General features: G+C 39.7%; 23 protein-coding genes. 11 read left to right on the top strand and 12 right to left on the bottom strand.

All coding sequences use genetic code 11. The features are described from left to right. Together RMZ41_RS10455 and RMZ41_RS10450 are read left to right on the top strand one after the other, a co-directional pair. The coding region (locus RMZ41_RS10455; protein WP_409875081.1) for a tetratricopeptide repeat protein at positions 1-1,118 on the top strand (1,118 nt) is incomplete at its 5' end. 484 nt (positions 1,119-1,602) lie between these two features. Next, complete coding sequence (locus RMZ41_RS10450) at positions 1,603-1,842, top strand: hypothetical protein (RefSeq protein ID WP_322641398.1); 240 nt, start codon at positions 1,603-1,605, stop codon at positions 1,840-1,842. Between the two features lie 102 nt (positions 1,843-1,944). On the opposite strand, the gene RMZ41_RS10445 is transcribed toward RMZ41_RS10450, so the two are convergent. Continuing rightward, entirely contained in the window at positions 1,945-3,639 is a 1,695-nt protein-coding gene (locus tag RMZ41_RS10445; RefSeq protein WP_322641399.1) for an S-layer homology domain-containing protein, read from the bottom strand. Positions 3,640-3,921: 282 nt separating this feature from the next. Between RMZ41_RS10445 and RMZ41_RS10440 the strand changes: the two genes are divergently transcribed. The 3 genes from RMZ41_RS10440 to RMZ41_RS10430 all read left to right on the top strand — a co-directional run bounded on the left by RMZ41_RS10440 (position 3,922) and on the right by RMZ41_RS10430 (position 6,269). Next, positions 3,922-4,815, top strand: coding sequence for an alpha/beta fold hydrolase (locus tag RMZ41_RS10440; protein ID WP_322641400.1), 894 nt, complete (start codon positions 3,922-3,924; stop codon positions 4,813-4,815). A gap of 282 nt (positions 4,816-5,097) precedes the next feature. Then, positions 5,098-6,138, top strand: a complete 1,041-nt coding sequence (locus RMZ41_RS10435; protein ID WP_322641401.1) for a serine/threonine-protein kinase — start codon at positions 5,098-5,100, stop codon at positions 6,136-6,138. After that, complete coding sequence (locus RMZ41_RS10430; RefSeq protein WP_322641402.1) at positions 6,123-6,269, top strand: hypothetical protein; 147 nt, start codon at positions 6,123-6,125, stop codon at positions 6,267-6,269. Before RMZ41_RS10435 ends, RMZ41_RS10430 begins: the two co-directional genes overlap by 16 nt. Here the strand turns inward: RMZ41_RS10430 and RMZ41_RS10425 are convergent. Further along, the gene (locus RMZ41_RS10425; protein WP_322641403.1) at positions 6,247-8,010 is read right to left on the bottom strand and encodes a WD40 repeat domain-containing protein; all 1,764 of its coding nucleotides are present in this window, start codon (positions 8,008-8,010) and stop codon (positions 6,247-6,249) included. The genes RMZ41_RS10430 and RMZ41_RS10425 overlap by 23 nt on opposite strands. Before the next feature lie 412 nt (positions 8,011-8,422). Next, positions 8,423-8,818 (bottom strand): hypothetical protein, encoded by a 396-nt coding sequence (locus RMZ41_RS10420; RefSeq protein WP_322641404.1) that lies wholly within the window; start codon positions 8,816-8,818, stop codon positions 8,423-8,425. Positions 8,819-9,001: 183 nt separating this feature from the next. Here RMZ41_RS10420 and RMZ41_RS10415 point away from each other — a divergent pair, with 183 nt between their 5' ends. Continuing rightward, positions 9,002-9,679 (top strand): SDR family oxidoreductase, encoded by a 678-nt coding sequence (locus RMZ41_RS10415; RefSeq protein WP_322641405.1) that lies wholly within the window; start codon positions 9,002-9,004, stop codon positions 9,677-9,679. Between the two features lie 172 nt (positions 9,680-9,851). Here RMZ41_RS10415 and RMZ41_RS10410 read toward each other — a convergent pair whose 3' ends face one another. The 5 genes from RMZ41_RS10410 to RMZ41_RS10390 all read right to left on the bottom strand — a co-directional run bounded on the left by RMZ41_RS10410 (position 9,852) and on the right by RMZ41_RS10390 (position 14,561). Beyond that, a complete protein-coding gene (locus RMZ41_RS10410; protein WP_322641406.1) occupies positions 9,852-10,904 on the bottom strand; it encodes an aromatic ring-hydroxylating dioxygenase subunit alpha in 1,053 nt (350 codons plus the stop codon). A 138-nt stretch (positions 10,905-11,042) separates the two neighbouring features. Further along, positions 11,043-11,480, bottom strand: a complete 438-nt coding sequence (locus tag RMZ41_RS10405) for a secondary thiamine-phosphate synthase enzyme YjbQ (RefSeq protein WP_322641407.1) — start codon at positions 11,478-11,480, stop codon at positions 11,043-11,045. Positions 11,481-11,593: 113 nt separating this feature from the next. Further along, entirely contained in the window at positions 11,594-12,760 is a 1,167-nt protein-coding gene (locus tag RMZ41_RS10400) for a pyridoxal phosphate-dependent aminotransferase (RefSeq protein WP_322641408.1), read from the bottom strand. A 282-nt stretch (positions 12,761-13,042) separates the two neighbouring features. After that, positions 13,043-13,261, bottom strand: coding sequence for a hypothetical protein (locus RMZ41_RS10395; protein WP_322641409.1), 219 nt, complete (start codon positions 13,259-13,261; stop codon positions 13,043-13,045). A gap of 277 nt (positions 13,262-13,538) precedes the next feature. Then, positions 13,539-14,561 carry a tetratricopeptide repeat protein gene (locus RMZ41_RS10390; protein ID WP_322641410.1) on the bottom strand — a complete coding sequence of 341 codons (1,023 nt, stop codon included), beginning with the start codon at positions 14,559-14,561 and terminating at the stop codon, positions 13,539-13,541. A gap of 665 nt (positions 14,562-15,226) precedes the next feature. Between RMZ41_RS10390 and bchB the strand changes: the two genes are divergently transcribed. Then, a complete protein-coding gene (gene bchB, locus RMZ41_RS10385; RefSeq protein ID WP_322641411.1) occupies positions 15,227-16,753 on the top strand; it encodes a ferredoxin:protochlorophyllide reductase (ATP-dependent) subunit B in 1,527 nt (508 codons plus the stop codon). Between the two features lie 476 nt (positions 16,754-17,229). Here the strand turns inward: bchB and RMZ41_RS10380 are convergent, their stop codons facing one another. Beyond that, positions 17,230-17,739 carry a hypothetical protein gene (locus tag RMZ41_RS10380; protein ID WP_409875076.1) on the bottom strand — a complete coding sequence of 170 codons (510 nt, stop codon included), beginning with the start codon at positions 17,737-17,739 and terminating at the stop codon, positions 17,230-17,232. A 211-nt stretch (positions 17,740-17,950) separates the two neighbouring features. Here RMZ41_RS10380 and RMZ41_RS10375 point away from each other — a divergent pair, with 211 nt between their 5' ends. Together RMZ41_RS10375 and RMZ41_RS10370 are read left to right on the top strand one after the other, a co-directional pair. Then, a complete protein-coding gene (locus tag RMZ41_RS10375) occupies positions 17,951-18,175 on the top strand; it encodes a hypothetical protein (protein ID WP_322641412.1) in 225 nt (74 codons plus the stop codon). Between the two features lie 105 nt (positions 18,176-18,280). Then, positions 18,281-21,418: a plasmid replication protein, CyRepA1 family gene (locus RMZ41_RS10370; RefSeq protein ID WP_322641413.1), complete on the top strand. Its 3,138-nt coding sequence runs from the start codon at positions 18,281-18,283 to the stop codon at positions 21,416-21,418. Between the two features lie 58 nt (positions 21,419-21,476). On the opposite strand, the gene RMZ41_RS10365 is transcribed toward RMZ41_RS10370, so the two are convergent. Continuing rightward, on the bottom strand, positions 21,477-21,761 hold the full coding sequence (locus RMZ41_RS10365) for a DUF2470 domain-containing protein (RefSeq protein WP_322641414.1): 285 nt from the start codon (positions 21,759-21,761) through the stop codon (positions 21,477-21,479). Positions 21,762-22,061: 300 nt separating this feature from the next. Here RMZ41_RS10365 and RMZ41_RS10360 point away from each other — a divergent pair, with 300 nt between their 5' ends. Beyond that, a complete protein-coding gene (locus RMZ41_RS10360; RefSeq protein ID WP_322641415.1) occupies positions 22,062-22,817 on the top strand; it encodes a metallophosphoesterase family protein in 756 nt (251 codons plus the stop codon). A 72-nt stretch (positions 22,818-22,889) separates the two neighbouring features. Here RMZ41_RS10360 and RMZ41_RS10355 read toward each other — a convergent pair whose 3' ends face one another. Further along, a complete protein-coding gene (locus RMZ41_RS10355; RefSeq protein ID WP_322641416.1) occupies positions 22,890-23,753 on the bottom strand; it encodes a M48 family metallopeptidase in 864 nt (287 codons plus the stop codon). A gap of 394 nt (positions 23,754-24,147) precedes the next feature. Between RMZ41_RS10355 and RMZ41_RS10350 the strand changes: the two genes are divergently transcribed. Continuing rightward, positions 24,148-24,681 carry a DUF4330 domain-containing protein gene (locus tag RMZ41_RS10350; protein WP_322641417.1) on the top strand — a complete coding sequence of 178 codons (534 nt, stop codon included), beginning with the start codon at positions 24,148-24,150 and terminating at the stop codon, positions 24,679-24,681. A 90-nt stretch (positions 24,682-24,771) separates the two neighbouring features. On the opposite strand, the gene RMZ41_RS10345 is transcribed toward RMZ41_RS10350, so the two are convergent. Further along, on the bottom strand, positions 24,772-25,764 hold the full coding sequence (locus RMZ41_RS10345) for a metal ABC transporter solute-binding protein, Zn/Mn family (protein ID WP_322641418.1): 993 nt from the start codon (positions 25,762-25,764) through the stop codon (positions 24,772-24,774). Positions 25,765-25,802: the final 38 nt, after the last annotated feature.

The following is a 25,802-nucleotide window of genomic DNA, read 5'->3' as shown; positions in this document are numbered from 1 at the left end:
TGCTTGCCAACCTAGAGCGTTATCAAGATGCACTTGCTAGTTTGAATAAAGCTTTAGAATTGAAATCAGATGATTATGAGGCTTGGAAACTTCAAGCTACAGTGCTTGCCAACCTAAAGCGTTATCAAGATGCATTTGCTAGTTTGAATAAAGCTTTAGAATTGAAATCAGATGATTATGAGGCTTGGAAACTTCGAGCAAAATTGCTTACTGACTTAAAGCGTTATCAAGATGCACTTGCTAGTTTAGATAAAGCTTTAGAGTTGCAATCAGATGATTATGAGGTTTGGAAACTTCAAGCTACAGTGCTTGCCAACCTAGAGCGTTATCAAGATGCACTTGCTAGTTTGGATAAAGCTTTAGAGTTGAAACCTGATGATTATAATCTTTGGTATGATAAAACTATAGTTCTTTATAAATTAAAATCCTATAACGAAGCTATTGAAAGTAGTAAAAAATCAATAGACATAAATCCTGAAAATGGTAAAAGCTGGAATTCGTTAGGATATCTATTATTAATAAAAGATAGTCATGAAGAACCACAATTAAATATTCCTTTAGCTATTAATTATGAACAGTTTTCTTTTATTGATAAACAAGAAAGTAGTTTTGAAAAATCTAAATATTATGAAAAATCGTTAGTTTGCTTTGACAAAGCTTTGAATTTTGGGGTAAATGATAAAGATTTTGTTTTATATTTGGCAAATCATAGTTATCCTTTATACTATTTATCCCGCTATCAAGAAGCGCTAGCTAGTTGCAATAAATCCATTAAACTAAAGTTTAAAAAAGACATTGTATGGGGTAATCAAGGTTTTATCCTACTTAAACTAGGACGTTATACAGAAGCGATTAAAAGCTTTAAACAAGTATTAAAATTGAATATTCATTATCCAAATATTCATTACAGTATTGCTTGTTGTTATGCTTTAAAAAACAATGTAAAAGAAGCAGTCAAAACTCTTAAAGAAGCAATTGCGATTAATTCTGAATGCCGAGAAAGAGCAAAGTTAGACTCTAATTTTGATAAAATCCGTAAAGATAGAAGATTTCAGAAGTTAATGCAGACTGAATCCTATAGCCTTAATCAGGAATGCGGTAGCCGTTCGACTCGGTAATGCAGACAGGCTAACTGTTATAAAGAGTAATATTTATTTAGTAATTTGTGTAATTGAGAATTAGCCTCACCCAGTAGCGATCTGTTTTGCGATCGCTACTGGGTCATTTTATTAGCAGTTCAGTAACAATTTTAGGCTTTTACTGTTATGGAGAAGAGAAAGTTTTGATAATTAAGAATTTGGTACAAAGGGCAAAACAATCATGTCATTGTCGTAGTAATTTATTAGTGATGACATTAGGGGACGGAATGACAACAGCCATTATAAGAGTTTTATATTGCCTCGGCCTCTGGTATTCATCCTTTATAGTTTACTGGGGATTCTTAGTAAGTGCTGAGTCCAATACCTGCATTCGTCCGATCAAGTCTACACACGGAGTTCTTGAAAATGTCCGCTCTTGGTTTTACTCATATTGCACTTGCAGTTACTAATGTCGATGCAAGTATCTCGTTTTATGCAAAGTATGCCCAGATGATAGTCGTGTGTGCATCATCACATCGATCAAGCGACTCAAGTAGATGTTGCTTGGATTAGTGACCTGACTAGACCTTTTGTGATTGTCTTAATTAAAGCAGCTAAAGTAGAAGACGCACTGTTACCACAATCCCATCTTCGGATAGCTTATCAGAATCGTGAAGAAGTTACTCGCCTGTGCGATGAGGCACGGGCAGAACGGCTGCTGCTGGCCCAAATGACTGGGGGTTGGTTACTGGGCTTATATTAGAAACCCAGATGGTCATACACTAGAAATTTCCTATGGTCAGGAAATTAGTTTTACAGTTGAGCAAGCTAGAGACGCGATCAATCGCGTCTCTTAAAAAAGGTATTACTTGTTACCAGGAGTACGTCCACCTTCATCATTACTACCACCGTGAGGATGAGAATTGCCTGGGTCGCATCCCTCAGCACCATTACCAATTCCTTGGTTGCAATGGCGACGTGGTTTGATGTGTTCCCTTGAACTTTGAGTCTGCTCGTCGGTTGCAACTTGTTGTTGTCCAACGACATATTCCGAGGAGATGTTTGCCACCTTTCCAGTGCTAGATAGAGCTTGGTATAGCAAAGCAGACACTTCAGACCTGGTTGCTACCTGTTCAGCATTTAGCAACTTCACATCGGGATAGTTGACGACAATACCGCGTTGTGTCAAAGCAGCAATTAAACTGCGATATTCACGAGGAATAGTATTTACATCGCTGTAAACAGATAAGATTATATCCGTGGAACCACTAGTTTGATAATTTAATATCTGCGCTAATGCTACCAGAACATCAAGGCGAGAAAGCTTTTGATTAGGGTTGAAATCCTTGTCAACAACTGGGTTTAAAAAGCCCATTTGATAAACTTCGCTGATGGCATTGTAAGCCCAATATCGAGTTGAGACATCCTGAAAAGCGTAGACGCGCGGCGGCTTGTCGTTAGACATCGCTTGACGAATTTTCTCCTTGGCAAAAGCTTTCCGCAACATTGCGGCAAATTGGGCGCGAGTTATCGGTGCATCTGGGCGGAAAGTCCCATCAGGAAAACCTTCAAGAATTTCCATTGCTGCCAATTTGCTAATAAAATTTCTAGCCCAATGGTTTGCGGAAACATCAGAAAAACCAACTTGCAGAGTTCGAGACATACTGATTTGGCGATAATTCATTAGCATTTGGCTAATGTCGTAGCTAGAGTTATCGCTGACTTCAATCACCTGCACCAAACTACCTGGATTAGCTTGCAAAACCTCTGCCAAATCAGAACTAAAGGCGTTAACGAACGACTGACGGACTAAAGCATAATCTCCCTGAGTGAAAGAGAGGGGATAAACACTAGTCGTTGCAATTTTTGACAAGCCTTCTACTTGAAACTGACTACCTTGAAAGGTTTGGGAACTGCTCAGGAAAATAACACCTTGGTTCCTGATTTGGGTAAAGTAGTCGTAAGTAGTGGTATTTTTATCAATAGTGCCGTCTTGGTTAGCATCAATACCATAAACAGTACGAAGGACTTTGTATTCATTCGGTTTGGCTGACAAAATCAGGTTAACTGTGGTATTTGCTGACAAACATTCAAATTCGCTGTAGCCAATAAAGCGGTTTTGAATATCATATAATCGCACGACGATGCGATCGCTAGCTTTTAATCCCTTAACAAATTTTGCTTTTTGCTTAATCTTGTATTTGTAATCGCCCAAAAACCGCTCTTGTAAATAGCCTTTGTCACCTTTACTCTTGACAGAAATGCGGGCAATTACTTCAGAAAAATTATTTGCTGGTTGCCAAATTGCCAGACTAAAACCTGTTTTTTTCCCTTTTGCCGAAACTTTACTAGTATTTACCTGAGTGCGACTCCTTGGTTCTACTTTTTGAGCGGCTAAAAGTTGTTTACCTGTGGAGGAATTACCAGATATTTGGGCGACGGTGGTAGAGAACCCAAAAGCGGCAGATACAGAAGCTATTGGCGAAAATATGGCCACAGAGGTTACAGCCAGAACGAATTTGCTTATTTGAGCAAAGTAACTTTGATTAACGTATTTCATCTCACACTACTATTCGTCTAAAAAGTCAAGGGATACTAAATACCTCTTGACTTATTAATCCCTTGGTAGTTTTGGAACTAACATCTAATGAGTGCTGAGTTATGAGTGCTGAGTGCTGAGTTATGAGTTAGGAGTTGGAGTTATCAGTTGAGGAGTTCTGAGTGTGATTATTGCTTTTTTACTCAGCACTTAGCACGGACTAAACGCCCCGCTAACAGCACTCAGCACTATTTCGGGCAGAGAAGATTACTATATTAAAGAAAGACTTTATTAATCTTCATAATGACTGTAACGACACAGCAGCTTGCAACTCAAGACGCTTTTGAAAAATTCTTTTGGACTTGGCGGGGTTACAAAATCCAGTACACTGTCATGGGCACAGGACGGCCTCTGGTACTGGTTCACGGCTTCGGTGCTTCCATTGGACATTGGCGCAAAAATATTCCAGTTTTAGCTAATGCTGGCTACCAGGTATTTGCCATAGACCTTTTAGGTTTTGGTGGTTCCGATAAAGCGCCCATTGATTACAGTGTGGAAGTTTGGGTGGAATTACTCAAAGATTTCTGTACAGCGCATATACACGAACCTGCTGTATTTATTGGTAACTCCATCGGCGCACTTTTGAGCTTGATTGTACTGGTAGAACATCCAGAAATTGCTGCTGGTGGTATTTTGATTAACTCTGCGGGTGGGTTGAGTCATCGTCCCCACGAATTGAATCCGCCGCTACGGATAGTGATGGCAGCTTTTAATCGGTTTGTGCGATCGCCAATTACAGGTAAATTTGTCTATAATCGCATCCGTCAAAAAGCCCAAATTCGCCGCACTCTCTACCAAGTTTACCGCGATCGCCAAGCCGTCACTGATGAATTAGTTGATTTACTTTATACTCCCTCGTGCGACCCAGGAGCGCAACAAGTTTTCGCTTCCATTCTCACAGCCCCTCCTGGCCCAAGCCCAGAGGAACTTTTACCCAAAGTAGAACGTCCTCTATTAGTAATTTGGGGTGCTGACGACCCCTGGACACCAATTACCGGGGCCAAAATTTACGAAAAGGCACGTGAAAATGGCAAAGAAATCGAAATTATTCCTATTCCTAATGCCGGTCATTGTCCCCACGATGAGGTTCCAGATATTGTTAATGCCAAGATTATCGATTGGCTAGCACAAAGTTAACAATTTTATGCCAAGACGCAAATGCAAATATACTTTACTGCTAATGCACCTTGGCTAATGCAGGGTATAAATGGGGCTGACATCTGAGAGATTCAATTTTAGATTTTAGATTTTAGATTGACTATTAGCACGCTAATTGCCCTACTTGGAAGATCCCTTTTAAAGAAAATCGCAATGGCTTACAAGTGCAGGATTTCTCAAGCAATAATTTTTAATTTTGTTTCAATCCAAAATCAAAAGTCTAAAATTCGTTCATAGAATCAAACTCATCTGGTGTGTTTAATGGAGCTTGATGTGCATAATGCATATAAAAAGATAATTCCCTTCAATCACCATCCAAATTTTTCTGAACAAGGCTATCAAATTATCAACGAACTAGGACGCAATCGAGAAGGGGGACGCATTACTTATCTAGCGAATGTCCTCAACTCTAACGAACAAGTGGTGATTAAAGAGTTTTGTTTTGCTCGTGCGGATGCTGATTTGTCAGGTGTGAAAGCTTATGAGCGCGAAATCAAAATTTTGCAGCAACTAAATCATTCTCGCATCCCTCGTTATTTAGATTCGTTTGAACTACCGGGGGCTTTTTATTTGGTGCAGGAATATAAAAATGCCCCATCTCTAGGCTTAACAAGTAGCTTTAATACTGAAGAAATTAAGCAAATTGCTTTGTCAATCTTAGAGATTTTAGTTTATCTACAAAAGCAAGTTCCGCCAATTATTCATCGGGATATTAAGCCAGAGAATATTTTGGTTGATAAGCAACTAAATGCTTATTTGGTTGATTTTGGGTTGGCTAGAATACAGGATGCAAAAATAGTTCTGAGCAGCTTTGTAGCCGGAACTCCAGGTTTCATGCCCCCAGAAGAACAATTTGGCCATTCTCTAACTGAGGCATCAGATTTATATAGTTTAGGAGTAACATTGATTTGCTTACTTACTAATACTCGTTCTATTGAGATTGGGAAATTAATTGATGATAATTATCGCTTTAATTTACAGCAATTAGTTCCTCAAGTAAGTCCGCATTTTCACTCGTGGTTAATGAAAATGGTGGAACCTAATCGAAAACGCCGCTACGCCAATGCAACTGTTGCTTTAAAAGCACTGAAGCCAATTGAAGTTGTTAGTAGCGCCACTGGAATAAATGATTTAATCAAGAAAATCAAACCTAGAAAACGAGCGACTGTATTAGGGCTAATCACTGTCATTACAATAGCTGTAATAGGGGCAACTTTAATTAGTTGTCAGCCTGATGTTGCAATCAATAAAATTAGCAGTACGGTTCGGATAAGATCCCCGCGCTTGTGGCAACAACCTTAAATTTGACACCAAATCAACAAATGCTATCGCCAAATCAACAAATGCGTTTGCCGAATCAACAAATGCGATCGCCAAATCAACAAATGCGTTCGCTAAATGTTAAATATTTTAACTTCGTTGCCAAATTTTAATCGTTTTATCTAAACTCCCGCTAACCAACATCTCGCCGGAAGCAGTGAAGGCTAATGCTGTGACTATGTTTCCATGACCTGTAAACGTACCCAGTAATTCCCCAGTTTGTAGATGCCATAATTTGATGGTTTTATCAGCACTACCGCTAGCGATAATTTGTCCATCGGGACTTAATGCGATCGCATATACTTTATCTCTATGTCCTTTCAGAGTATGAAGTAATTCTCCAGTCTCCAATTGCCAAATTTTAATTGTTTGATCCCAGCTACCACTGACGAGCATTTTACCATCTGCACTCATTGCCAAGGAACGAACAATGTGAGAATGACCCATAAGTGTATGCAGAGGTTCAGCGTCCTTTAAACTTTTGATCCCCGTTTGGGGTAAAGTGCGCCAAACTTTGATTTTACGATAGCTACCTGTAACCAGAGTTTCACCGTCTCGACTCAAAACTAGGGAATGAGCAGCTGTATCATCTAAGGAGAGTGCGATCGCAACTTGACGTTGCATCAAATCCCAAAACAGAATTTTTCTATCATCTCCGCCTGTAGCTAACATTCTGCCATCTGGAGTAAAGGCAGCACACCGCACTACGCCGTTATGTTTGTGCAAAATATCTATCAAGTCTAAAGCACCTACATGCCAAAGCTTAATTGTGGAATCTGCACCACAACTCACTAAAGTCTGTCCATCTGAACTGAAAGCTAGAGAATTTACTTCATCCACTAGCCCAGACATCACCCAAGGATACTCTGATAATGTATCTATTAATTCACCCTTGCTTAAATCCCAAAGTTTCGTTTCGCCCCGACTACCACTTGCCAGTATGGGTAAGGCTTTGCCATTCTTACACAAAGAACTGAAAGCTAGACAATTAATGCCTCTGTTGTGCCCTTGCAAAGTTTGCCAGCATTCCCAATCACCAACTATATCCTTGAGACAATGGTCTGCTGGTAGAGTTTGTATTGTATCTGCGATCGCTATCTCATTAATTACTGGCGACGAATCTTTTTTACCAATCAGTGATTCTAAATACCAACTTAACCCCCCAGCATATAACAAACTACTCGGAGTGACATACAATTTTGGTTCAGTAATTTCAAGTAAATTTGTTGGTAAAAAGCCTGTTATTATGCTTTGTTTCTCGTAACCTAAATTACCTGTAGATGGATAAAACAAACAAAGAAAAATTAATACTTGGTGATTTCTCAAATCTTCTTGAGTAATCGACCATCTAATTTTGTCTTTCTTAATACCATTAAAACTTTCTCCATCAGCAACGTAAACTTGAACACTTAGCTGAGGATTATCTTTGAGTACATAAGAGAATTTGCTTTCGCCACACAAATTTCCCTCATCATCTAAAATCATATTTTGTAAGGTATCTTGTGACACCTTTTTGACCAATTTGCCCAAGCGTTCAGCCATTACCCGCTCAACAATATACTCCCGTAAAAGATAATCTTGGGCTTGTTGTTGAAAGTATTTCGGAAAAGGTATCGTCCAGTCGGGAGGTTCAGGATATTCAGGTGGCGTAGGCGGCGGGTTTTTGGCAAGAACTTCTGCTTGTTGGCGAGAAAGTTCTTGGAGTCTGGCCAATGGTTCGCCCCAAAAAGCCATCATTTCAGTGTGACAACCCTTGACTTGACTTTCCAATAAAGATAAGTCATAAGTCTTTGGTTTCTTCACACGTTGAAGGAAGTCAGTTTGTTGAGCTTTAAGTAAGCTAATCCAATCCATCTACATTCCTGCGGCAAACTATTGCATACCTACGGTAAGCTATACCAATGCAATTACTCAAGTTTATAACCTTAGCTAATTAAAAATTCAGTAATGTTAGTAGTCTAATAAAACACAGCTATTGGAATATATTTCCGGGGAAGATAGAGATGGATAGCACTTAGACATTTCATGAACTGATGCAGTTGAAGTATATAGAATTAAATCATGTCAGTCAATTCTAACGGAGACGGAGAAAAAGATACTGTTTCCAAGGAAACACTTCTAGCTGCAAAGGAAAGTTTAATGTAAGAGAGATTTTAAAGGTTGCGGCAACGTTAAGTCAACTAATACCTCTACTAGACTGACCTAGTAACGATAATTTTCAGGTATATCATCTGAAATTGCTCTAAATGGTGGAGATTAGCTAATTTTAACCTTTGCGTTTTGGTTGTCTGGGCATAGTACTTACATTAGATGAGTCACCAAAAGTATCTCTTGCCTCAATCTGTTTAATTTTCATTTGCAAATTCAAGTCATCACTGCTGACAATGGTTTCTAAATTCGCTAATCTTCGTTCTAACAGTTCTATTTGCTGTTGTTGCAAATAGTTAGTTTTTGATTTTTGCTCATCAGAACGCCAAACCGCGACTGTACCAACTGCTGCACCACCAATAGCAACTAAAGGAAGAATAGCACCGCTTCTAGTAACGGCTGAGAGGGGGACGCAAACTCCAAGAATGGCGACTGTAATCACCCAGATTCGCGTTGTGGCGGATAATCTGACATCTTGGTATTGTTCTAGATTTGGTTGAGATTTTTTAGCCATAAGTAAATCCATTGCAAAGTTATTTGCTAGATTGGCACAATTGTTTACCAAAATACTTCCTACAATTGGATTAAGTATAATTACTATAGTTCAAGATGAAAGTTCGTACATTTTTACAAGTCGCTAAATAAATACTGCCAATCTCTTGATAAAATCCTTTGAGCGCAAGTATTTAGGTTTATTATGACAAGTGCATCTTACATTTTTCTGGCTGGAGCAAGTCGCGGTGTTGGTCGAGAAATCGCTCAATATCTCACAGCACAACAGCTAAAGGTTAAAGCACTCCTGAGAACACCAGCAGTTGCTACTGAACTAGAAAAAATCGGTATTCAGGTAGTTCAGGGAGATGCCTTGAATGTTGAAGATGTAGAACGCGCAATGCTGACAGATGAACCTATCCATACTGTTATTAGTACCATTGGTGGTTTACCATCAGACACAGAAAGACCGGATTACCCCGGTAATAAAAATCTGATTGATGCAGCAGTTAAAGCTGGAGTGCAAAAGTTTATTCTTGTATCTTCCATTGGTGCTGGCAATAGTGTTGTTGCTGCATCACCCCAAGTTTTAGCCGTACTCGGAAAAGTTTTAGCTGAAAAAGACAAAGCTGAACAACACTTAATTGCCAGTGGACTTACCTATACAATCATCCGCTCTGGTGGACTAAAGTCAGAACCAGCAACGGGTAATGGCGTTTTAACTGAAGATCCACGGATTATTGGTAGCATCAATCGCGCAGATGTAGCGCAGTTAGTTGGTCGCTGTTTAAATAGCAATAGCACCAATAACAAAATTTTGTCAGCAGTAGACCGAAATATGCTATTTGCACAAACAGAATTTGCAGAATTTAGTTTGGACTAATTTGTAATTCGTAATTCGTAATTCGTAATTCGTAATTTTTGAGTTTAACTCCCCCAACTCTTGCAAATGCACTCACGTTCATCTATATGTGGCACTTTTTTTCATTCAAGGTCTAAGTAAGAACCTGAAACAGTCTTTAATTACGAATTACGAATTATCAATTACGAATTATTTAGGCACGCCAGCGAAGTACCTGATCCTTAACAGGATTTACAAATTCTCGTTTTTCAGCAACAGACCGGGCATACTCTCGCTTTAACTGGTAATACCACTGCGCTTGCATATCTGAATCCTTAATCAGTCGCAGCACAGGATTATATTTGAGTCCGATTTGCTGCTTTTCGACAACCGTTCGGTCTTGACCAATGAAAGTCCGCGCCAACAGATACAGCAGTGGCTTGAAAAAGCCTAACCAAGAAAGTGTCCAGTAAAGAGCAAAAGTTACCTCGCTTTCTGTGTCTGAAATAGGTGTAACTGCGGTTAAATTAACGACTCGATGCTTGCCAATCGTGGTTTCTTCTATTCTGACTCCAGGTAAACGGAAAGAAATCTCCGTTTCCGGTCTACCACCGCCAATCAGCCAGTATAATCGACCTCCATTATCTGGTAATTGATGTCGTCGCATGGTGAAGCCGTAGGGTGAAGCATCAAATTGCTTTACTTCTTCGTGCAGTTGTTCATTTCGCCACCACCAAGCGCGATGAACATAAGGTGAATGGGCAGGGTCCATCAGACCGACTACTGCATGATCTATAAAACAAGGGAATTTTACCACCTCTACGAACTGGTGAGAGCGATCGCCAAACCCTGGAATCACCGGAATTTCTATCTCTGAAGCAGGTTTATAATTATCGGGATCGGCCATATATATCCAGATATTCCCTTGAGCTTCCCGAACTTCGTATGATTGTACGTCAAATCGGCTCAAATCCATCTGCTGTTCCTCAAGCAGTGATGGAATTGCAGTGCAGTGTCCAGCTTGGTTAAAGCGCCAACCGTGATAACAGCATTCCACTTCCTGCCCATCGAATTTACCACAACTCAAAGGTACGGCACGATGAGGACAAATATCTCTCATAGCGGAAACTTTGCCATCTTGTCCTCGGACTAGCAGCACCGGTTCACCCAAAAAAATGCGGCTGATCATCATACCTGGTTTAATCTGATTACTAGGGAGAGCATAGTACCAGGTATTACGTAATACAAAATTATCGTTATTTTTCATCACTAATTGCCTCTGCCTTTGACACAACAAGATTTATGGTTTGTGGAAAGGAAGGTTATACTTAGAAACATTCTTTCAGGTTTTTAATTGCTGTTCAGATTTAGGTTGTCATGGAAGGATTACAGACGTGAAGTTGCATTATTCGCCATAAATTTGAACAAATACCGTTCTTTTACGCGGCCCATCCAACTCAAAAAACAATACAGATTGCCAGGTTCCCAAAGCTAATTTACCATCCACAACGGGAATTATCTCACTAGTAGTTAGCATTATTGCCATTAAGTGAGAGTGAGCATTAATCGGCTCATCTTCCGGTACATCTCTTAAATGCAAGTCATTATGCAAATAGCTGTCTGATTCTGGTGCTAATTTTTGCAAGAATACTTTTATGTCTTCTAATAATCTGACTTCATTTTCATTAATAGATAAGGCTGTTGTTGTATGTCGAGAAAATACTAAAACTTGTCCATTTTTAACTGATGTTGAAGCAAGGAAATCTTGAATTTCTGGTGTTATGTCATAAATATTAATTTTGGGATCAGTTTCAATTTCAATTAACTTATTAATAATCGGCATCTGTTCAATTTGTTAAGGTTAAAATTTTAAATAACCGCAGAGGCGCAGAGAACACAGAGAGAAGAAAAAATACTTAACTGAACTCTATTTCTTTATAAATTTAATATCAACTCCTAACTCCTAACTATACTTTCTAAACCTTGCACTAATCTTTCTATACCTTCTTTTGCTGTCTCTTTTTGCAACGCCCCATAACCAAGGCGCAGGTAACATCCGTTATCCATACCAAAGGTTGTACCTGGAATAACTGCTACTTTATGTTGCTGAATTAGTTTTTTAACTAACTCAAAAGCATCCATCTGAGTATTAACTTTAAGGAAAAAATAGAATGCGCCATTAGGGGGTATAATGCTGCATAAACCTTGTAGCCGATTCAAGGAATCGAGTACTAATTGCCGAACTTGAGCGATCGCATTTATATTACTCTGTAAATACTCTGCTTTTGCTTGCAATGCTCCTAAAGCTGCATATTGGGAAATTACTGGCGGACAAATCAAAATTGTATCCTGGACTTTTTTGATGGTGACAAATAAGTGTTTGGGAATTACCATGTAGCCAATGCGCCAACTAGCAAAACCGTATGCTTTAGAAAGGCTAAATAAAGAAATAGTGTGTTTGGAACTCCCAAATGCAGCAGGAGAAACGTGTTTTACACCATTGTAAGTAAAGTATTCATAAGCTTCATCACTGATGTGATAAATGCCGTGAGTTTCACAAATTTGATTTACTTGGCGCAATGCTGCTTCTGAATAGACGACTCCAGTGGGGTTGTTTGGCGAAATTGTGACTATAGCCCGTGTTTTGGGAGTAATTGCTTGAGCGATCGCGTCTTTGCGTAATTGGTAATTTTCATCTGTCGCCACTAATACTACACGACAACCAGCCATTGCGATCGCCATTTCGTGGTTGAAATAGTAGGGCGTATTCAGAATAATTTCGTCGCCTGGGTTAGTAATCGCAAGAATGGCATTCATAAATCCCATATTGCTCCCTGCTGTCACAACGATACAGTTTTGCTCATTGATTTCAATGCCGTTGAAGGCTTGCAATTTTTCTGCAAGTGCTGTCAGTAATGGGGGAATTCCCTCAACTGATTTGTATAAATTATTAGTGGGTTCAGCTAAAAATTTGGATAAAAATTCTAAGGCTTCCGGTGGTGGGTTGTAATGAACAACACCCTGTCCTAGAGAAATTGTTCCAGGAGAATTTTTAATCAATTCCCCAACCACAGGAATAATCGGTGACTGTACACCATGCATACGAGAGGTTAGGGATTCCATATTTCCTTGGTTATGTACTGGGAATTGGGAATTGGGAATTGGGAATTGGGAATTGGGAATTGGGAATTGGGAATTGGGAATTGGGAATTGGGAATTGGGCATGAAGAAGAGACAAGGAAGACAGGGGAGACAAGGGAAAGACTTATTCAATAATTCCCCCTTGTCCTCCTTGTCCCCCTTGTCCTCCTGCTCCCCCTGCCCCCTGCCCCCTGCTCCCTTCCTTCTTCCCCATTCCCCATTCCCAATAATAATAATTAACCGAATTTGCAATTACTCAAAAATTTAGTCAATCGAAATCTGTTGAGGCCCGCTTGTTTTGCCATTATGTGCTTCTGTTGTGCTGCCGGTATAACTATTTGAGCGAGTCTGTTGATCCAGCCAGGTTTTAACAGGATCGTCTGCAAGGTTGAGCCGAAGCACACCAGAGAATAATCCACCTACAAATGAGGCTGGATGCTGGATAAATTCTCTGAATATAGGTGACAATTCATTAATGAACATAAAAAGACTCCTGGCGGTGCCATAAAAAATTATTACTTCTTAATTGATCGTAACCTGTTGATTAGTATATGGTCGGCGGTAATGAAGTTGCGAACTTTTTGAGCTTCACGAAGAGGCAGGGGAGCAGGGAGATTATACACCGACTAAACGAGAGTTACCTAATGGAAGTGTGCGATCGCAATCCGCGCTTTGTTTCGCAGTGCTTCTTATTCAACTCGAACAAAAAAAATTCCCAACTTCTTCAAGAAGTCGGGAATCTGAGCTTGCTGCATCTAAACTAGAGAGAATCTATAAACTGCTGTACTTTTTCCAATAGTGGTTGGTGTTCAATTTGCTCTGCTAACTCTTGAGCATTTTGGTAGCACGATCGCGCCATTTTTCTGCGTTTCGTGGTAGCGTAAAGGGTTCCCATATTCAGCAAAGTTGAAATTTCTCCCAGACTATCGCCCAATTGTTGATAAATCACAAGGGCTTGCTTGTAGAACTTCATGGCTTGGCGATGCTGTGCCAGGGTGCTGTAGGTAAAACCAATATTATGAAGGGTTGTAGCAACACCTGCTTGATCGTTAATTGCCTGACGTGTCAAAAGAACTTGATAGTAGAGCAATAATGCTTGTTTCGGTTTTCCTAAATCACTGTAGATTGAGGCAATATTATTCAAAGTGGTTGCTTCACCAAGCACATTCTTGACGGCTCGTTGAATTGGAAGTGCTGCTTGAAAAAATTCGAGCGCTTCTTCAAACTTGCCTAAAACATTGTAAGCAAACCCAATACCATTAAGGGTTGTAGCCTCACCAGAAAAGTCACCTAACAATCGCCGCATCCGCAAAATTTGGTGTTGTAGCAACAGTGCCCGTTTTGGTTCTCCTAAACGGGTATAAATTAGCGCTACATCATTAAGAGTAGAAACTTCACTTTGAGTATCTTGCGATCGCCTAAAGATTCGTAGTGCTTTGTCAAAATATTCCAACGCTTGCGAAAAGCGTCCAAGACGACTGTAGGTAGAACCCAGATTGCTGAGTGCAGTCCCCTCTGCTGGCGCGTTGCCAATTTCAATAGCAACCGAAAGCGCCTGATGAAAGCGCTCTAATGCTCTTTGAGGTTGCCAGCAACTGAGGTGAGCCAAACCGATATCGTTTAATGTATGACCTTCTCTGGCCCGATCTCTAATTGCTCTAGCCAGGTGTAAATTCTTGGTTGCAAGATCGAGTGATTCTTGAAACTTACCGCGCTGGTAGTAGCGGTTTGCTTCATCACGACGTTGTTCCCATTCTCTGACTTGATTTAAAGGTTGCGTCATCTGACCTCAGTTGCTTTCTGCGATAAGTAGGCAGGACATCTCTTAAGAGTGAACCTCTCTTAGGTTTCCCAAATTTTAACCTTAATCTTCTATCTTTAGATATAAGACTTAAATAGACAAGTATGATATTGTTCCATATTTATAGGAATATTTTTGAAGCAATTAATACAAATACTCCAAAAGGGGGTTACATCTCTGTATCCCTGGTAAATAGCTATATTCCAAGTAATCGAAAGGCTGAGATTGCCGACTTCTCTTCTAAGCCAGCAAATTTGTTGTCAAATCTTGGCAGGCAGTTCTAGGTACGGCAATCTTCCTAAAGGAATAGGGTTCTCAGCAAGTCTCTAAAGGAAGTTAATTGTAGCTTTGCTTTTTTAAGGGAAGTTAACACTTTGCCCCAAATGGAAAACAAATTTGCCAAAAAATTAAGATTTATTTAACTAAAACAACAGCCATGTTGTTAAAATCAGAAGCTAGATCCCAATCAGTAAGCAGGTTTGAGGGATATCTACTCCTATGCATTCCAGATAAAACCCTTACAACTCTTCACTTCATGAGGGATACAAGTTTTGAGACAATCAGAAACGATTTAATAATAATCAAGCACTTATAGTCCACTTTTATCGGACTCCGTGTTATTTCTGTTGAAAAGGGAGAACACAAACATGAAATTGGCTTACTGGATGTATGCAGGCCCAGCCCACATCGGCACTCTGCGAATCGCTAGTTCTTTTAAAAATGTCCATGCGATCATGCACGCCCCACTTGGCGATGACTACTTTAACGTCATGCGCTCCATGCTATCGCGGGAGAGGGATTTTACTCCGGTAACAACCAGTGTCGTCGATCGCAACGTTCTGGCGCGTGGTTCCCAAGAGAAGGTGGTTGATAACATCACCCGCAAAGATGCCGAGGAACACCCCGATCTGATTGTTTTAACTCCCACCTGCACCTCCAGCATTTTGCAAGAAGATTTGCACAACTTTGTTGAACGGGCGCAACTGGAAGCGAAAGGAGATGTAATGCTGGCGGATGTGAACCACTACCGCTATAACGAACTCCAAGCCGCCGATCGCACTTTGGATCAAATCGTCCAATACTACATTGAAAAAGCACGAAGACGGGGCGAATTAGCAGAGGGCAAAACTGAGAAACCCTCGGTTAACATTATCGGTACTACCACCCTTGGTTTCCATAATAATCATGATTGCACCGAACTAAAACGGCTAATGGCTGACTTGGGAATTGAGGTAAATACCTTAATTCCTGAAGGTGCTTCGGTAAATGACTTGAAGAAAATGCCGAAAGCCTGGTTTAACCTCGTACCTTACCGCGAACTCGGTTTAACCACAGCACGTTACTTAGAAGAACAATTCGGCACGCCTTATATAGACATTACTCCGATGGGTGTAGTGGAAACTGCCCGTTGTATTCGCAAGATTCAACAGGTAATTAACGCTCAAGGTGCAGAAGTTGACTACGAAGACTTCATCAACGAGCAAACCTTGCATGTATCTCAAGCTGCTTGGTTCTCCCGTTCCATTGACTGTCAAAACTTGACTGGCAAAAAAGCTGTAGTATTTGGTGACAACACCCACGCCGCCGCCATTACCAAAATTCTGGCGCGAGAAATGGGGATTCATGTTGTTTGGGCTGGAACCTACTGCAAATATGATGCAGATTGGTTCCGCGAACAGGTGAGCGAATATTGCGATGAAGTGCTAATCTCCGAAGATCATGGTGAAATTGGAGATGCGATCGCTCGTGTCGAACCCTCTGCCATTTTCGGAACCCAAATGGAACGCCACGTTGGTAAGCGTTTGGATATTCCCTGCGGCGTAATTGCAGCACCAATCCACGTCCAAAACTTCCCCATTGGTTACAAACCATTTATGGGTTACGAAGGTACGAATCAGATTACAGATTTGATCTACAATTCCTTCACTTTGGGAATGGAAGATCACTTATTAGAAATCTTCGGTGGTCACGATACCAAAGAAGTTATTACTAGGGGAATTTCTGCTGATTCTGATTTAAATTGGACAAAAGATGGTCAAGCAGAATTGAACAAGATTCCTGGATTTGTGCGCGGTAAAGTAAAGCGTAATACTGAAAAATTTGCCCGCGATCGCGGTTTCAAAGAAATCAACGCCGAGGTATTGTACGCCGCCAAGGAAGCTGTCGGGGCTTAATGAGAATTTAGCTATCAGCTATAAAACTGATAGCTAGAATTCCATATAGGACTACTATTTGATTTTTGAAAAGATATACGTAGGGTGTGAGCGCGGAGAGTACGGCACCAAAGCTTTAAGAATGATGCGTTACGGCTTACGCCTAACACACCCTACAAATACTTAGATTTTTCAGAAATTAAGTATGATATCATGTCCGCCAAATTACCCATAATAAAAGAACCCCACCCCGCCAAAGCTGTGCTTTGTCTCCCCTCCCCGCAGGCGGGGAGGGGTTGGGGGTGGGGTTCTTCGGCTTTAATAAGTAATCAAGCGGACATAATATGATTCCTATATAAGAGTGTTCTTTGAAAAAACACTCTTCTGCTTATTACGAAATAAATTTTCCTGTACAAACTAGGCAAAATAAGCTCTAAATAAAAGACTTAAGCTCTTTCTCTGCTTTAAGATAGTGGCTGGTTTTACCCAAACTTGTACTAGCTAACTTGCTCTTTAATTTCTTTACGTGCATTTCTATTTACAGAATAGGTGCTTCCCCTAAAGCTCAATTTATAGGTTACTGGTGGTGTAATTATTCCAGCCGATTGTGTATTGGGATCAGCGCAAACAAAATAAGTACATCCCCGAAAGCTCAATTTATGGGTTACTAATGGTATGGCTATTCCATTCGGTTTGGCATTAGTATCAGCACAATAGGAAGCCCCACGGTAGATTAAGTTATAATTTGGTTCAGATTTGGTAACTAGCTGTTGTGGATATTGTATTTCTCTACTGACTACCTTGCTTGTGTAGTATTCGTAGCTGGTACTGATAAGAATAATAATTAATAGTAGAAGTAAAATCTGCCAAGGAGCTAATATTAACCCTAAAATCAAGCTGATAGCCGCAAATACAGTTAATAAATGCGAGATTTCATTATTTTTTTTTAATAAAAAATAGCTAGTGATGAAAAAAGTACACGGTAAAATCACAAGGTACAAAGCCATATTCCTACATTTGGAACTAAAAGCAAAAGGTTTATAAAGCGAATTGAACTTGTTTGAATTGTTGTCTATTTTAGCTCTAATCAGCTTTTGAAGTTACCGTGCTACTTGAGTAAAAGTTAGAACTTACACAAAACTACACGCAGTAGGGGTCATACCCTGCGGGAAGCTGCGTCTATATGAATTATCCCTACATGACTTGATTCATTGAGATATGTCACATCCTAAACATGAGGTGCGATCGCAGCTAGACAATCGGTGTAAAGTTTTTGCTGAAGTCAATGAAGATGTTACCCTATGGCGATCGCATTCCTTAACGCGGAGATTTACTGATAAATTAAAATTAAAATCGAACAAATATCACAATACAAAATTATTACTTTGGGGATCTAATAGGCAGAATAATCTACTAAAGGGCGAACCGATGTGTATTGCATAACGAAGTAAAAAAAGCATCACAAAAGCCTCGCAATCTCTCTTATAGAAAAAAAGCAGATGCATGTTAATGTTTTAATCTCATTGTCTTCTCTTCGCGGCTTTCCCTATGCATCTGCACTATTTACATCCCCAACACCTTGAAGAATTAGTCAATAGTAGTGGTATAGACTTACACCTAGCGCAACTCAATTTTAGGTCACTCCAAGGCGTAACCGCTTATGAGTACCTATTGATTTCTGAGCTACTCCCCCGCACCAATACTGGAATGGTGAAAGCTGGATGGTTGCAGCGGTATGCTCATATTACTGAAGGTGGTTGGTGGTGTTCGGGGCTAGACCCTTTGAATAATTGGCAGATGATGGAATGGGGATGCTTTAAGCCAAATCAACCCCGACAGAATCATAATGGTAAGTCTATAAAATACGAGCATCCTCCCAGCACGCCAACGCGGGTGTTTTGTTTGCGGATAACGCTGCAAGTATGGCAGCAAGTTGCTGGACGTTATAATCTGGTCATGCCTGACAATATCACCATTACTGCTGATGGTGAAGCTAAAGGCTTTTGGCAATGGGTGATGCAACATAACATTCCCCTGATTCTTTGCGAGGGTGTAAAAAAAGCAGCAACGCTGTTGACACAAGGATATGCGGCTATTGCTATTCCCGGAATTACTAGTGGTTATCGGGTCGTTAAAGATGAATTTGGCAAAGTTACCCGTCGTCAGCTAATTCCTGACTTAGCAGTTTTTGCAATTACAAAACGTAGCTTTTATATTTGTTTTGATTTTGAAACTCAACCAAAAACAATTGCTGCTGTAAATAATGCTATTTCTCAACTTGGTTGTTTATTCCAGCAAGAAAATTGCTCTGTTAAAGTAATCGAACTTCCAGGAATTGAAAAAGGAGTTGATGAGTTTATCGTTGCCAAAGGTGCAACTAGTTTCGAGAAAGTTTATCGCCAAAGTGTTGATTTAGAAATTTATCTGGCTCAAACCAAACCCCACACAGAGTTAACCATTCCTGCTGCTCTCACTTTGAATCGTCCTTATATAGGTGAAATTCCTTTCCCAACTTCTGGTTTAGTAGGAGTCAAGTCGGCAAAAGGGACAGGTAAAACTACATCACTACAAGCTCTTGTTCAACAAGCAAAAATTAGAAACCAACCCGTTTTATTAATTACTCACAGAATCCTATTAGGAAGATTTTTGTGTGAAAAAATTGGTATTCAATGGGGAACCCATAAAACAGATGGGGATAAAATGATTGAGAAAAAACTTACCCCCGCTCCTCCTATCCTCCGCTCACCCTTTCCTCAGCAATCCCTTGGATTGTGCGTTGATTCGATTTGGAAACTTAACCCTGAAAATTGGCATGGAGCAATAGTCATTTTAGATGAAGTAGAACAATCTTTGTGGCATTTATTAAACAGTAATACTTGTAAACACAAGCGTATAAAAATATTAAGATTATTCCAGCAACTAATTTCTACAGTTTTAACAACTGGTGGGTTAGTCATTGCCCAAGATGCTGATTTATCAGATGTTTCTCTGGAATATTTGCAGGGATTAGCAGGAATTAAATTAACGCCTTGGGTAGTTCTCAATCAATGGAAGCCTCAGCATGGTTGGGATGTAACTTTTTATGATTCGCCCAACCCAACACCGTTAATTCACCAATTGGAATTAGATTTACTTGCTGGACGTAAATGTTATGTTACTACCGATAGTCGGGCTGGGCGTTATAGTTGTGAAACAATTGAACGTTATCTGAAAGAAAGGCTACAAAAATTACGACGACAATTTCCTAAAACTCTGGTAGTTAGTAGTCATACTACAAATACACCTGGCCATGCAGCAGTTGATTTTATAGCAGCAATTAATCAAAAAATATCTGAATATGATGGCGTTTTTGTTACCCCTAGTCTGGGTACGGGAATTAGTATTGATGTCCAACATTTTGATCGAGTTTATGGTATTTTTCAGGGGGTAATTCCAGACTCGGAAGCAAGACAAGCATTAGCAAGAGTGCGCGATGATGTGCCGCGTGTTGTCTGGTGCGCGAAACGAGGTATTGGCTTAATTGGTAGTGGTAGTACAAATTATCGCTTGCTATCTGACTGGTATCAAGAAAATCAAAAAGAAAACTTAGCTTTGCTTAGTCCACTACATAAAATAGATGTGGATTTGCCTTTAGTTCATGACCCGATTCATTTGCGAACTTGGGCTAAGTTATCTGCACGGGTAAATGCTTCTATTCGCCTCTATCGTCAATCAATGCAAGATGGTTTGATTGCTGATGGGCATCAAATACAGATGCGGAGTAATGCTGTTCACAATAATATTATTCGAGATTTACGCCTTGCATTTTTGGCAACCGATGCTGATGATTTAGCTACTCGCAGAAGATTAATTTTAGAAATTGTCAAAGTTCAAAAAGATTGGGCGCAGAGCCGTCAAAAAGCTAAAGATATTAAACGCAAAATTAAGGATATTAAGCAGCAAAATCAACTATCGATAGCAACTGCTGTAGCTAATGCTAAAGATATCGATTATATAGAATATGAGCAGCTATTAGGAAAGCATTCTCTAACTGATGCAGAGCGTAACCAAATTAATAAATATGTTCTCAGACAAAGGTATGGTGTAAAAGTCACTCCTTGGCTGAAATTGCAAGATGAGCAAGGATATTATCGTCAACTTTTAATTCATTATTATCTAACTCATGAGAGCGAGTATTTTCACGTCAGAGATCAGCAAGAATGGCATCAGCAATTGTCTTGGGGTGAAGGAAAAGTTTTTTTACCAGATTTAAAAACTTATACCCTTAAAGTTGAAGCGATGAGAGCTTTGGGAATGCTTCAGTTTCTCGAACCAGAACGAGAGTTTACCGAGAGTAATCCAGATTTAATTATGCTTAAAAATATTGTTTTTCAGCATAGTAAGCATATTAAAAGGGCGCTTGGTATTAACTTAGTCGGAGAAAAAGAGCAGGTTTCGGCAATAAAAATACTTAGCCGACTCTTAAATTTATTGGGCTTGAAACTAAAGCGAGTAAATGAGGTTTATCAAATCGACCTAGAAATGCTTTACGATGGCAGGGAAAAAATATTTACTGTTTGGCATCAACGAGATGAGTTAATGCTGGCTCATGTTAAGAGTGTTGGCTATGAGTTGCCTAATGATTCTTCAGGCTGGAAGTTTGACATTATTCAAACCAAGCCTGATGCCGCAGTAGCCAATAAATAATTCGTAATTCGTAATTCGTAATTCGTAATTCAAAGATGGTAATTACTTATCTCAATTTCTAGTTTGCTTTCAGCCTAGCCTGCTTCACCATCGCAATGAGAGTTTGATGAGCATCTTCTGCATCCACTAAAACATGATCAAACTGAATGCGAACTGGTACAGCTTCACCGTTAACTTGTGCTGTTAAATTCATGCCTTGTGCATCAATTGACAGCATTTGTGCTGCGATCGCATCCTTTACACCACCAAAAGCTTTAGCATAAATCACTATGGCATCAGCATGATCGTCATTCATGTGTTTGCAGATGCGCGAACTAATCTCAGCAGAGAAATCGTTAGACATTGTTGGGGTATAAAGTGAGTAATACAGCGACAGCTTTGATTCTAAGCTAACGCGGGTGAAATTGGCCGATTTTATTCTTTAGCATTAAGAAATATGAACTTTACTCTATGTTCATCATAAATATATTTTCTTTTTGGGAAAATAATCAAGATATTTTTTTTGGGAGAATAATTAAATTAGTTTTTGGGAGAATAATTAAATTAAAATACAACTTATTCAGTATTTTTACCTTCTATTACGGAAACCAGACAGCTTAAACTGTAGCAGAAGTATTAGCCAAACTATTGAAGCTAAGAGACAATGAGCGAAACTAGCCCCAGACGAATCGTAATTGGGGATGTACATGGGCACTATGAAGGTTTGATGACTTTGTTGGAGGCGATCGCTCCCACGTCAGACGATCAAATCTATTTTTTGGGGGACTTAATCGATCGCGGGCCTCATAGCTCACAAGTAGTTAATTTTGTCAAACGACATAACTACCCATGTTTGCTGGGAAATCATGAGCAGATGTTATTAAACATTCTGACAAATGAAAGAACTTCCTGCCCGACAATGCAAGCGTGGTTGTACAGTGGGGGGCAAGCGACTGTAGCCAGTTATCATGAGTCTTCAATCCCTGACGATCATCTAGATTGGTTCAAGAGTTTGCCTACATATATCGACTTGGGGGATATTTGGTTAACTCATGCTGGTGTTGACCCTTGCAAATCGGTAACAGAACAAACTGCCGATCAACTCTGCTGGATACGAGAGGAATTTCACAGCATCGAGAAACCCTACTTTCCAGATAAGCTCATTATCATCGGTCACACTATTACTTTTACTCTGCCTGATGTTTCTCCTGGCAAATTGGCACAAGGACAGGGATGGCTAGACATAGATACTGGCGCTTATCATCCCCGCAGTGGTTGGTTGACCGCACTAGATGTTACGAATAACCTGGTTTATCAAGTTAATATTTTTAAAAATTATATCCGTACCCTGCCCTTAGAAGAGGCTGTAATTACTGTTAATCCAGCCAAAATTAAAGTCGATCGCCGGAATAAAAATTAAACAATATGGGAGATGGGGGAGTAAGGAGGAAATAACCAATTCCCAATTCCCCATTCCCAATTCCCAATTCCCTCAAGACCTTACTAATGGTCGAATATTGGCTTTATAACTAGCATTATCCAACCCATAATTTGCATTACTAGGTTGGGAGTTAATTGCACGTCTAAGACCCTCAATGCGATCGCTAGTTCCGGGGTGCGTACTCAAAAATGTCGGAGTAGAACCACCCTTTTTCAATAGCTTCTGCATAAAGGAAACCATTGCAGACTGGGCGTAACCAGTACGTGTCAAAGTTCGTAGTCCTCTTTGATCGGCTTCAAATTCATTGTTACGACTGCGGGGCAAGTCTCGTGCTAACTGGACACCAATTTTCACCGCCGTACTCCTATCTAAGCCTGCTGCTGTTAATAGCCCACTTTCGAGCGCTTTTTGTTGCATCTGTTTGGCTACGTGTTTACCGCCAATGTGACCAATTTCATGAGCAAGGACGCTAGCGAGTTCTGCTTCATTGTCTGCGGTTTTCAGCAAACCCGTGTGGACATAGACATAGCCGCCCAAGGTAGCGAAAGCATTAATAGCGTCATCCTCAACTACCTGAAAGGTATAAGGAAGATTGGGGCGATCGCTATTAACTGCTAAACGCCGGCCAACTTGTTCGACATAGCGATTAACTTCGGGATTGCGATAAAGTCGGACTTGACTGCCGACTAATTCCTGATTAATCTGCTTACCAAGATCGACTTCTTGATTAGAGGACATATTAGAAAGCTGAAATGCCTGAACTCCTTGGAGTAAAAGGGGCAAGAAATCTAAAGCCCTTCCAGGTACTGGTGTACTCAGGCACAGACTCAGGGCAACTACCAATGAAATTAAAGGATAAAACCAGCTACGCCGCCACACCCGGTAATTTGCAACAAAAATTTTCCAATTGAACATAATAAACTCTGAATATTATTTTGGAAGGACATAAAATGATGGGACAAATTATGAGACGGATTTAGAGTATTCTAAGTTGCATTCTTCACTCAAAAGCAAATGAGTTGTGATACAGCTAACGCTTACGCAAATCTACCGAATTGTGTGGCGCTAGAGATTCCCTCTAGAGATAGGCTGAAACACTAGATATTACTTTCTAGGTGTGTCAATCTTAACGGGCAAAAATTTGGGGGTCAACTGCCACCCCTGCGAACTTACAAAACTCGTGATAAACTGTCGCATAACCGCAACGCCTAGCCGCTTTGAGTTATTACCAAATAGGAAAAATTGCCGTTTTCATCGAAATCCTTCTTGCTACAATCAATTACTTCGCTATTACCTCGGAAAATTTTTTATGGCTATTTTAGATTCAAAAGGTCGCTTGTTCGGCAAAATCAATCTTCTAGATTTAGGTGCTGCACTGGTAATTCTGCTAGTGATATTTGGCATCTTTATCTTTCCTGGCACTTCTGGTTCTGTTGCCCAAGTTGGTGCGAAAACAATACCTATAGAAGTAGACTTAGTAGTTCGTGGTTTGAATGTCCGTGACCCAGAGCAATTATTTAACCAAGGTTTAAAAAAAGGTGGAAAGACTAATGTGATTATCCGCAATCAACCTTATGGACAGATTGAGATTAAATCCATTCAACAGCTACCTAGAACAATCAATGTTTCCCAACCTGATGGCACTGTTAAAGAATTACCAGATCCTAAAACCAACAATTTTAGTACAGATTTGCTTTTAACTCTAGATGGTAAAGCCCAGGTAACAGATAATGGCCCAGTTCTAGGTAACAGTAAAGTTAAAATTGGAATGCCATTTGAGTTGGAAGGTTTTAACTACAACTTCAATGCAACTGTTATTGATATCAGATTAAAAGACAAATAGCATTCACCTTTTCGTTTTCCAAAATATGCTGATAAACCGACTTTTTTATTAAACAAAATACTTCGGTTTATCAGATTAATGGAATTATAATTAATTTGCAGCTTTCGGTTGAAACATTAAATACGTCCCTCCTAAGCCTTCTACAATTGTGCGTGTATTGGCAATCATCATTTTTTGATAAGTTTCTGCTTCGCTTCCTGGTTCACCAAGCCCCTCAACGTATAACTTCCTATCAGAAATTTTCACTTCAGCAACTCTTGCTACAGATTGAAGTGAATTTTCATTAACTGCGGCTTCAGGGAAAATTGTTGATACTTTAGCCCGTTTAATATTTGTAACCAAATTTTGCACTTGTGTAGCTGTCAAGTTTTTTTCACTACTAATACCTTGTAATCCGCCTGCTAATTGAATACCGTATGCTTTGGCGTAATAACTCAGTGCATCAGAACTTGTAACTAACTTGCGATCTTTAGTAGGAATACTCGTAATTCTTGACTTGATCCAGCTATCTAGTTGAGTTAGTTCATTTTTGATTTTTTTGGTGTTGCTGTTATAATTCGCTACATCATTAGATTCTAATTTCCTCAAATTACTATTAATTACCTCCACCATTTTGATAGCATTCTTGGTATTGTGCCACAGATAAGGATTAATTACATTTCTACCATCTTTATCAAATTTTTGTGGCTTAGATACTGCAAGTTGCCCGACAGCTATTTTCGGTGCAGTGTTTTTAGTTGCTTTAATTAATTTGATCAGATTTGGTTCTAAATTATAGCCATTATAAAGAATGAGATTAGCTTGCTCAATGGCTCTACGATCTTCTGACTTTGGTTTATAAACGCGAGGATTGGCATTAGGATCGATTAAGCAAGTGAGGTTAACTGTATTCCCAGCAACTTGTTTGGTTAAATCACATAATACGCTTGTCGTTGCTACAACTTTAGGAAGATTCTCATTTACCTGGGTGGTAGTTTCAGTAAATGTAGTTCTTGCAGCTTGATTTCCACACCCAACAAATCCAATCGTCAAAGCAACAAAAATGACTCGAAATAAATTAGTTGATGGTAAGATTTTTGACATCCTCACGTCCTACTGGATATATAGAAAAAATAATCATT

It is taken from the genome of Nostoc sp. DedVER02, assembly GCF_034530675.2.
In the GTDB taxonomy this organism is placed as follows: domain Bacteria; phylum Cyanobacteriota; class Cyanobacteriia; order Cyanobacteriales; family Nostocaceae; genus Nostoc.
Note: the sequence above shows the minus strand (reverse complement) of the source record. Positions and strands in the feature narration are given on the sequence as shown.

Coding starts and splice junctions, on each gene's coding strand:
- RMZ41_RS10445 (WP_322641399.1), bottom strand. CDS start 3,639: ATGAAATACGTTAATCAAAGTTACTTTGCTCAAATAAGCAAATTCGTT.
- RMZ41_RS10440 (WP_322641400.1), top strand. CDS start 3,922: ATGACTGTAACGACACAGCAGCTTGCAACTCAAGACGCTTTTGAAAAA.
- RMZ41_RS10435 (WP_322641401.1), top strand. CDS start 5,098: ATGGAGCTTGATGTGCATAATGCATATAAAAAGATAATTCCCTTCAAT.
- RMZ41_RS10425 (WP_322641403.1), bottom strand. CDS start 8,010: ATGGATTGGATTAGCTTACTTAAAGCTCAACAAACTGACTTCCTTCAA.
- RMZ41_RS10420 (WP_322641404.1), bottom strand. CDS start 8,818: ATGGCTAAAAAATCTCAACCAAATCTAGAACAATACCAAGATGTCAGA.
- RMZ41_RS10415 (WP_322641405.1), top strand. CDS start 9,002: ATGACAAGTGCATCTTACATTTTTCTGGCTGGAGCAAGTCGCGGTGTT.
- RMZ41_RS10410 (WP_322641406.1), bottom strand. CDS start 10,904: ATGAAAAATAACGATAATTTTGTATTACGTAATACCTGGTACTATGCT.
- RMZ41_RS10405 (WP_322641407.1), bottom strand. CDS start 11,480: ATGCCGATTATTAATAAGTTAATTGAAATTGAAACTGATCCCAAAATT.
- RMZ41_RS10400 (WP_322641408.1), bottom strand. CDS start 12,760: ATGGAATCCCTAACCTCTCGTATGCATGGTGTACAGTCACCGATTATT.
- RMZ41_RS10395 (WP_322641409.1), bottom strand. CDS start 13,261: ATGTTCATTAATGAATTGTCACCTATATTCAGAGAATTTATCCAGCAT.
- RMZ41_RS10390 (WP_322641410.1), bottom strand. CDS start 14,561: ATGACGCAACCTTTAAATCAAGTCAGAGAATGGGAACAACGTCGTGAT.
- bchB (WP_322641411.1), top strand. CDS start 15,227: ATGAAATTGGCTTACTGGATGTATGCAGGCCCAGCCCACATCGGCACT.
- RMZ41_RS10380 (WP_409875076.1), bottom strand. CDS start 17,739: ATGGCTTTGTACCTTGTGATTTTACCGTGTACTTTTTTCATCACTAGC.
- RMZ41_RS10375 (WP_322641412.1), top strand. CDS start 17,951: ATGTCACATCCTAAACATGAGGTGCGATCGCAGCTAGACAATCGGTGT.
- RMZ41_RS10370 (WP_322641413.1), top strand. CDS start 18,281: ATGCATCTGCACTATTTACATCCCCAACACCTTGAAGAATTAGTCAAT.
- RMZ41_RS10365 (WP_322641414.1), bottom strand. CDS start 21,761: ATGTCTAACGATTTCTCTGCTGAGATTAGTTCGCGCATCTGCAAACAC.
- RMZ41_RS10360 (WP_322641415.1), top strand. CDS start 22,062: ATGAGCGAAACTAGCCCCAGACGAATCGTAATTGGGGATGTACATGGG.
- RMZ41_RS10355 (WP_322641416.1), bottom strand. CDS start 23,753: ATGTTCAATTGGAAAATTTTTGTTGCAAATTACCGGGTGTGGCGGCGT.
- RMZ41_RS10350 (WP_322641417.1), top strand. CDS start 24,148: ATGGCTATTTTAGATTCAAAAGGTCGCTTGTTCGGCAAAATCAATCTT.
- RMZ41_RS10345 (WP_322641418.1), bottom strand. CDS start 25,764: ATGTCAAAAATCTTACCATCAACTAATTTATTTCGAGTCATTTTTGTT.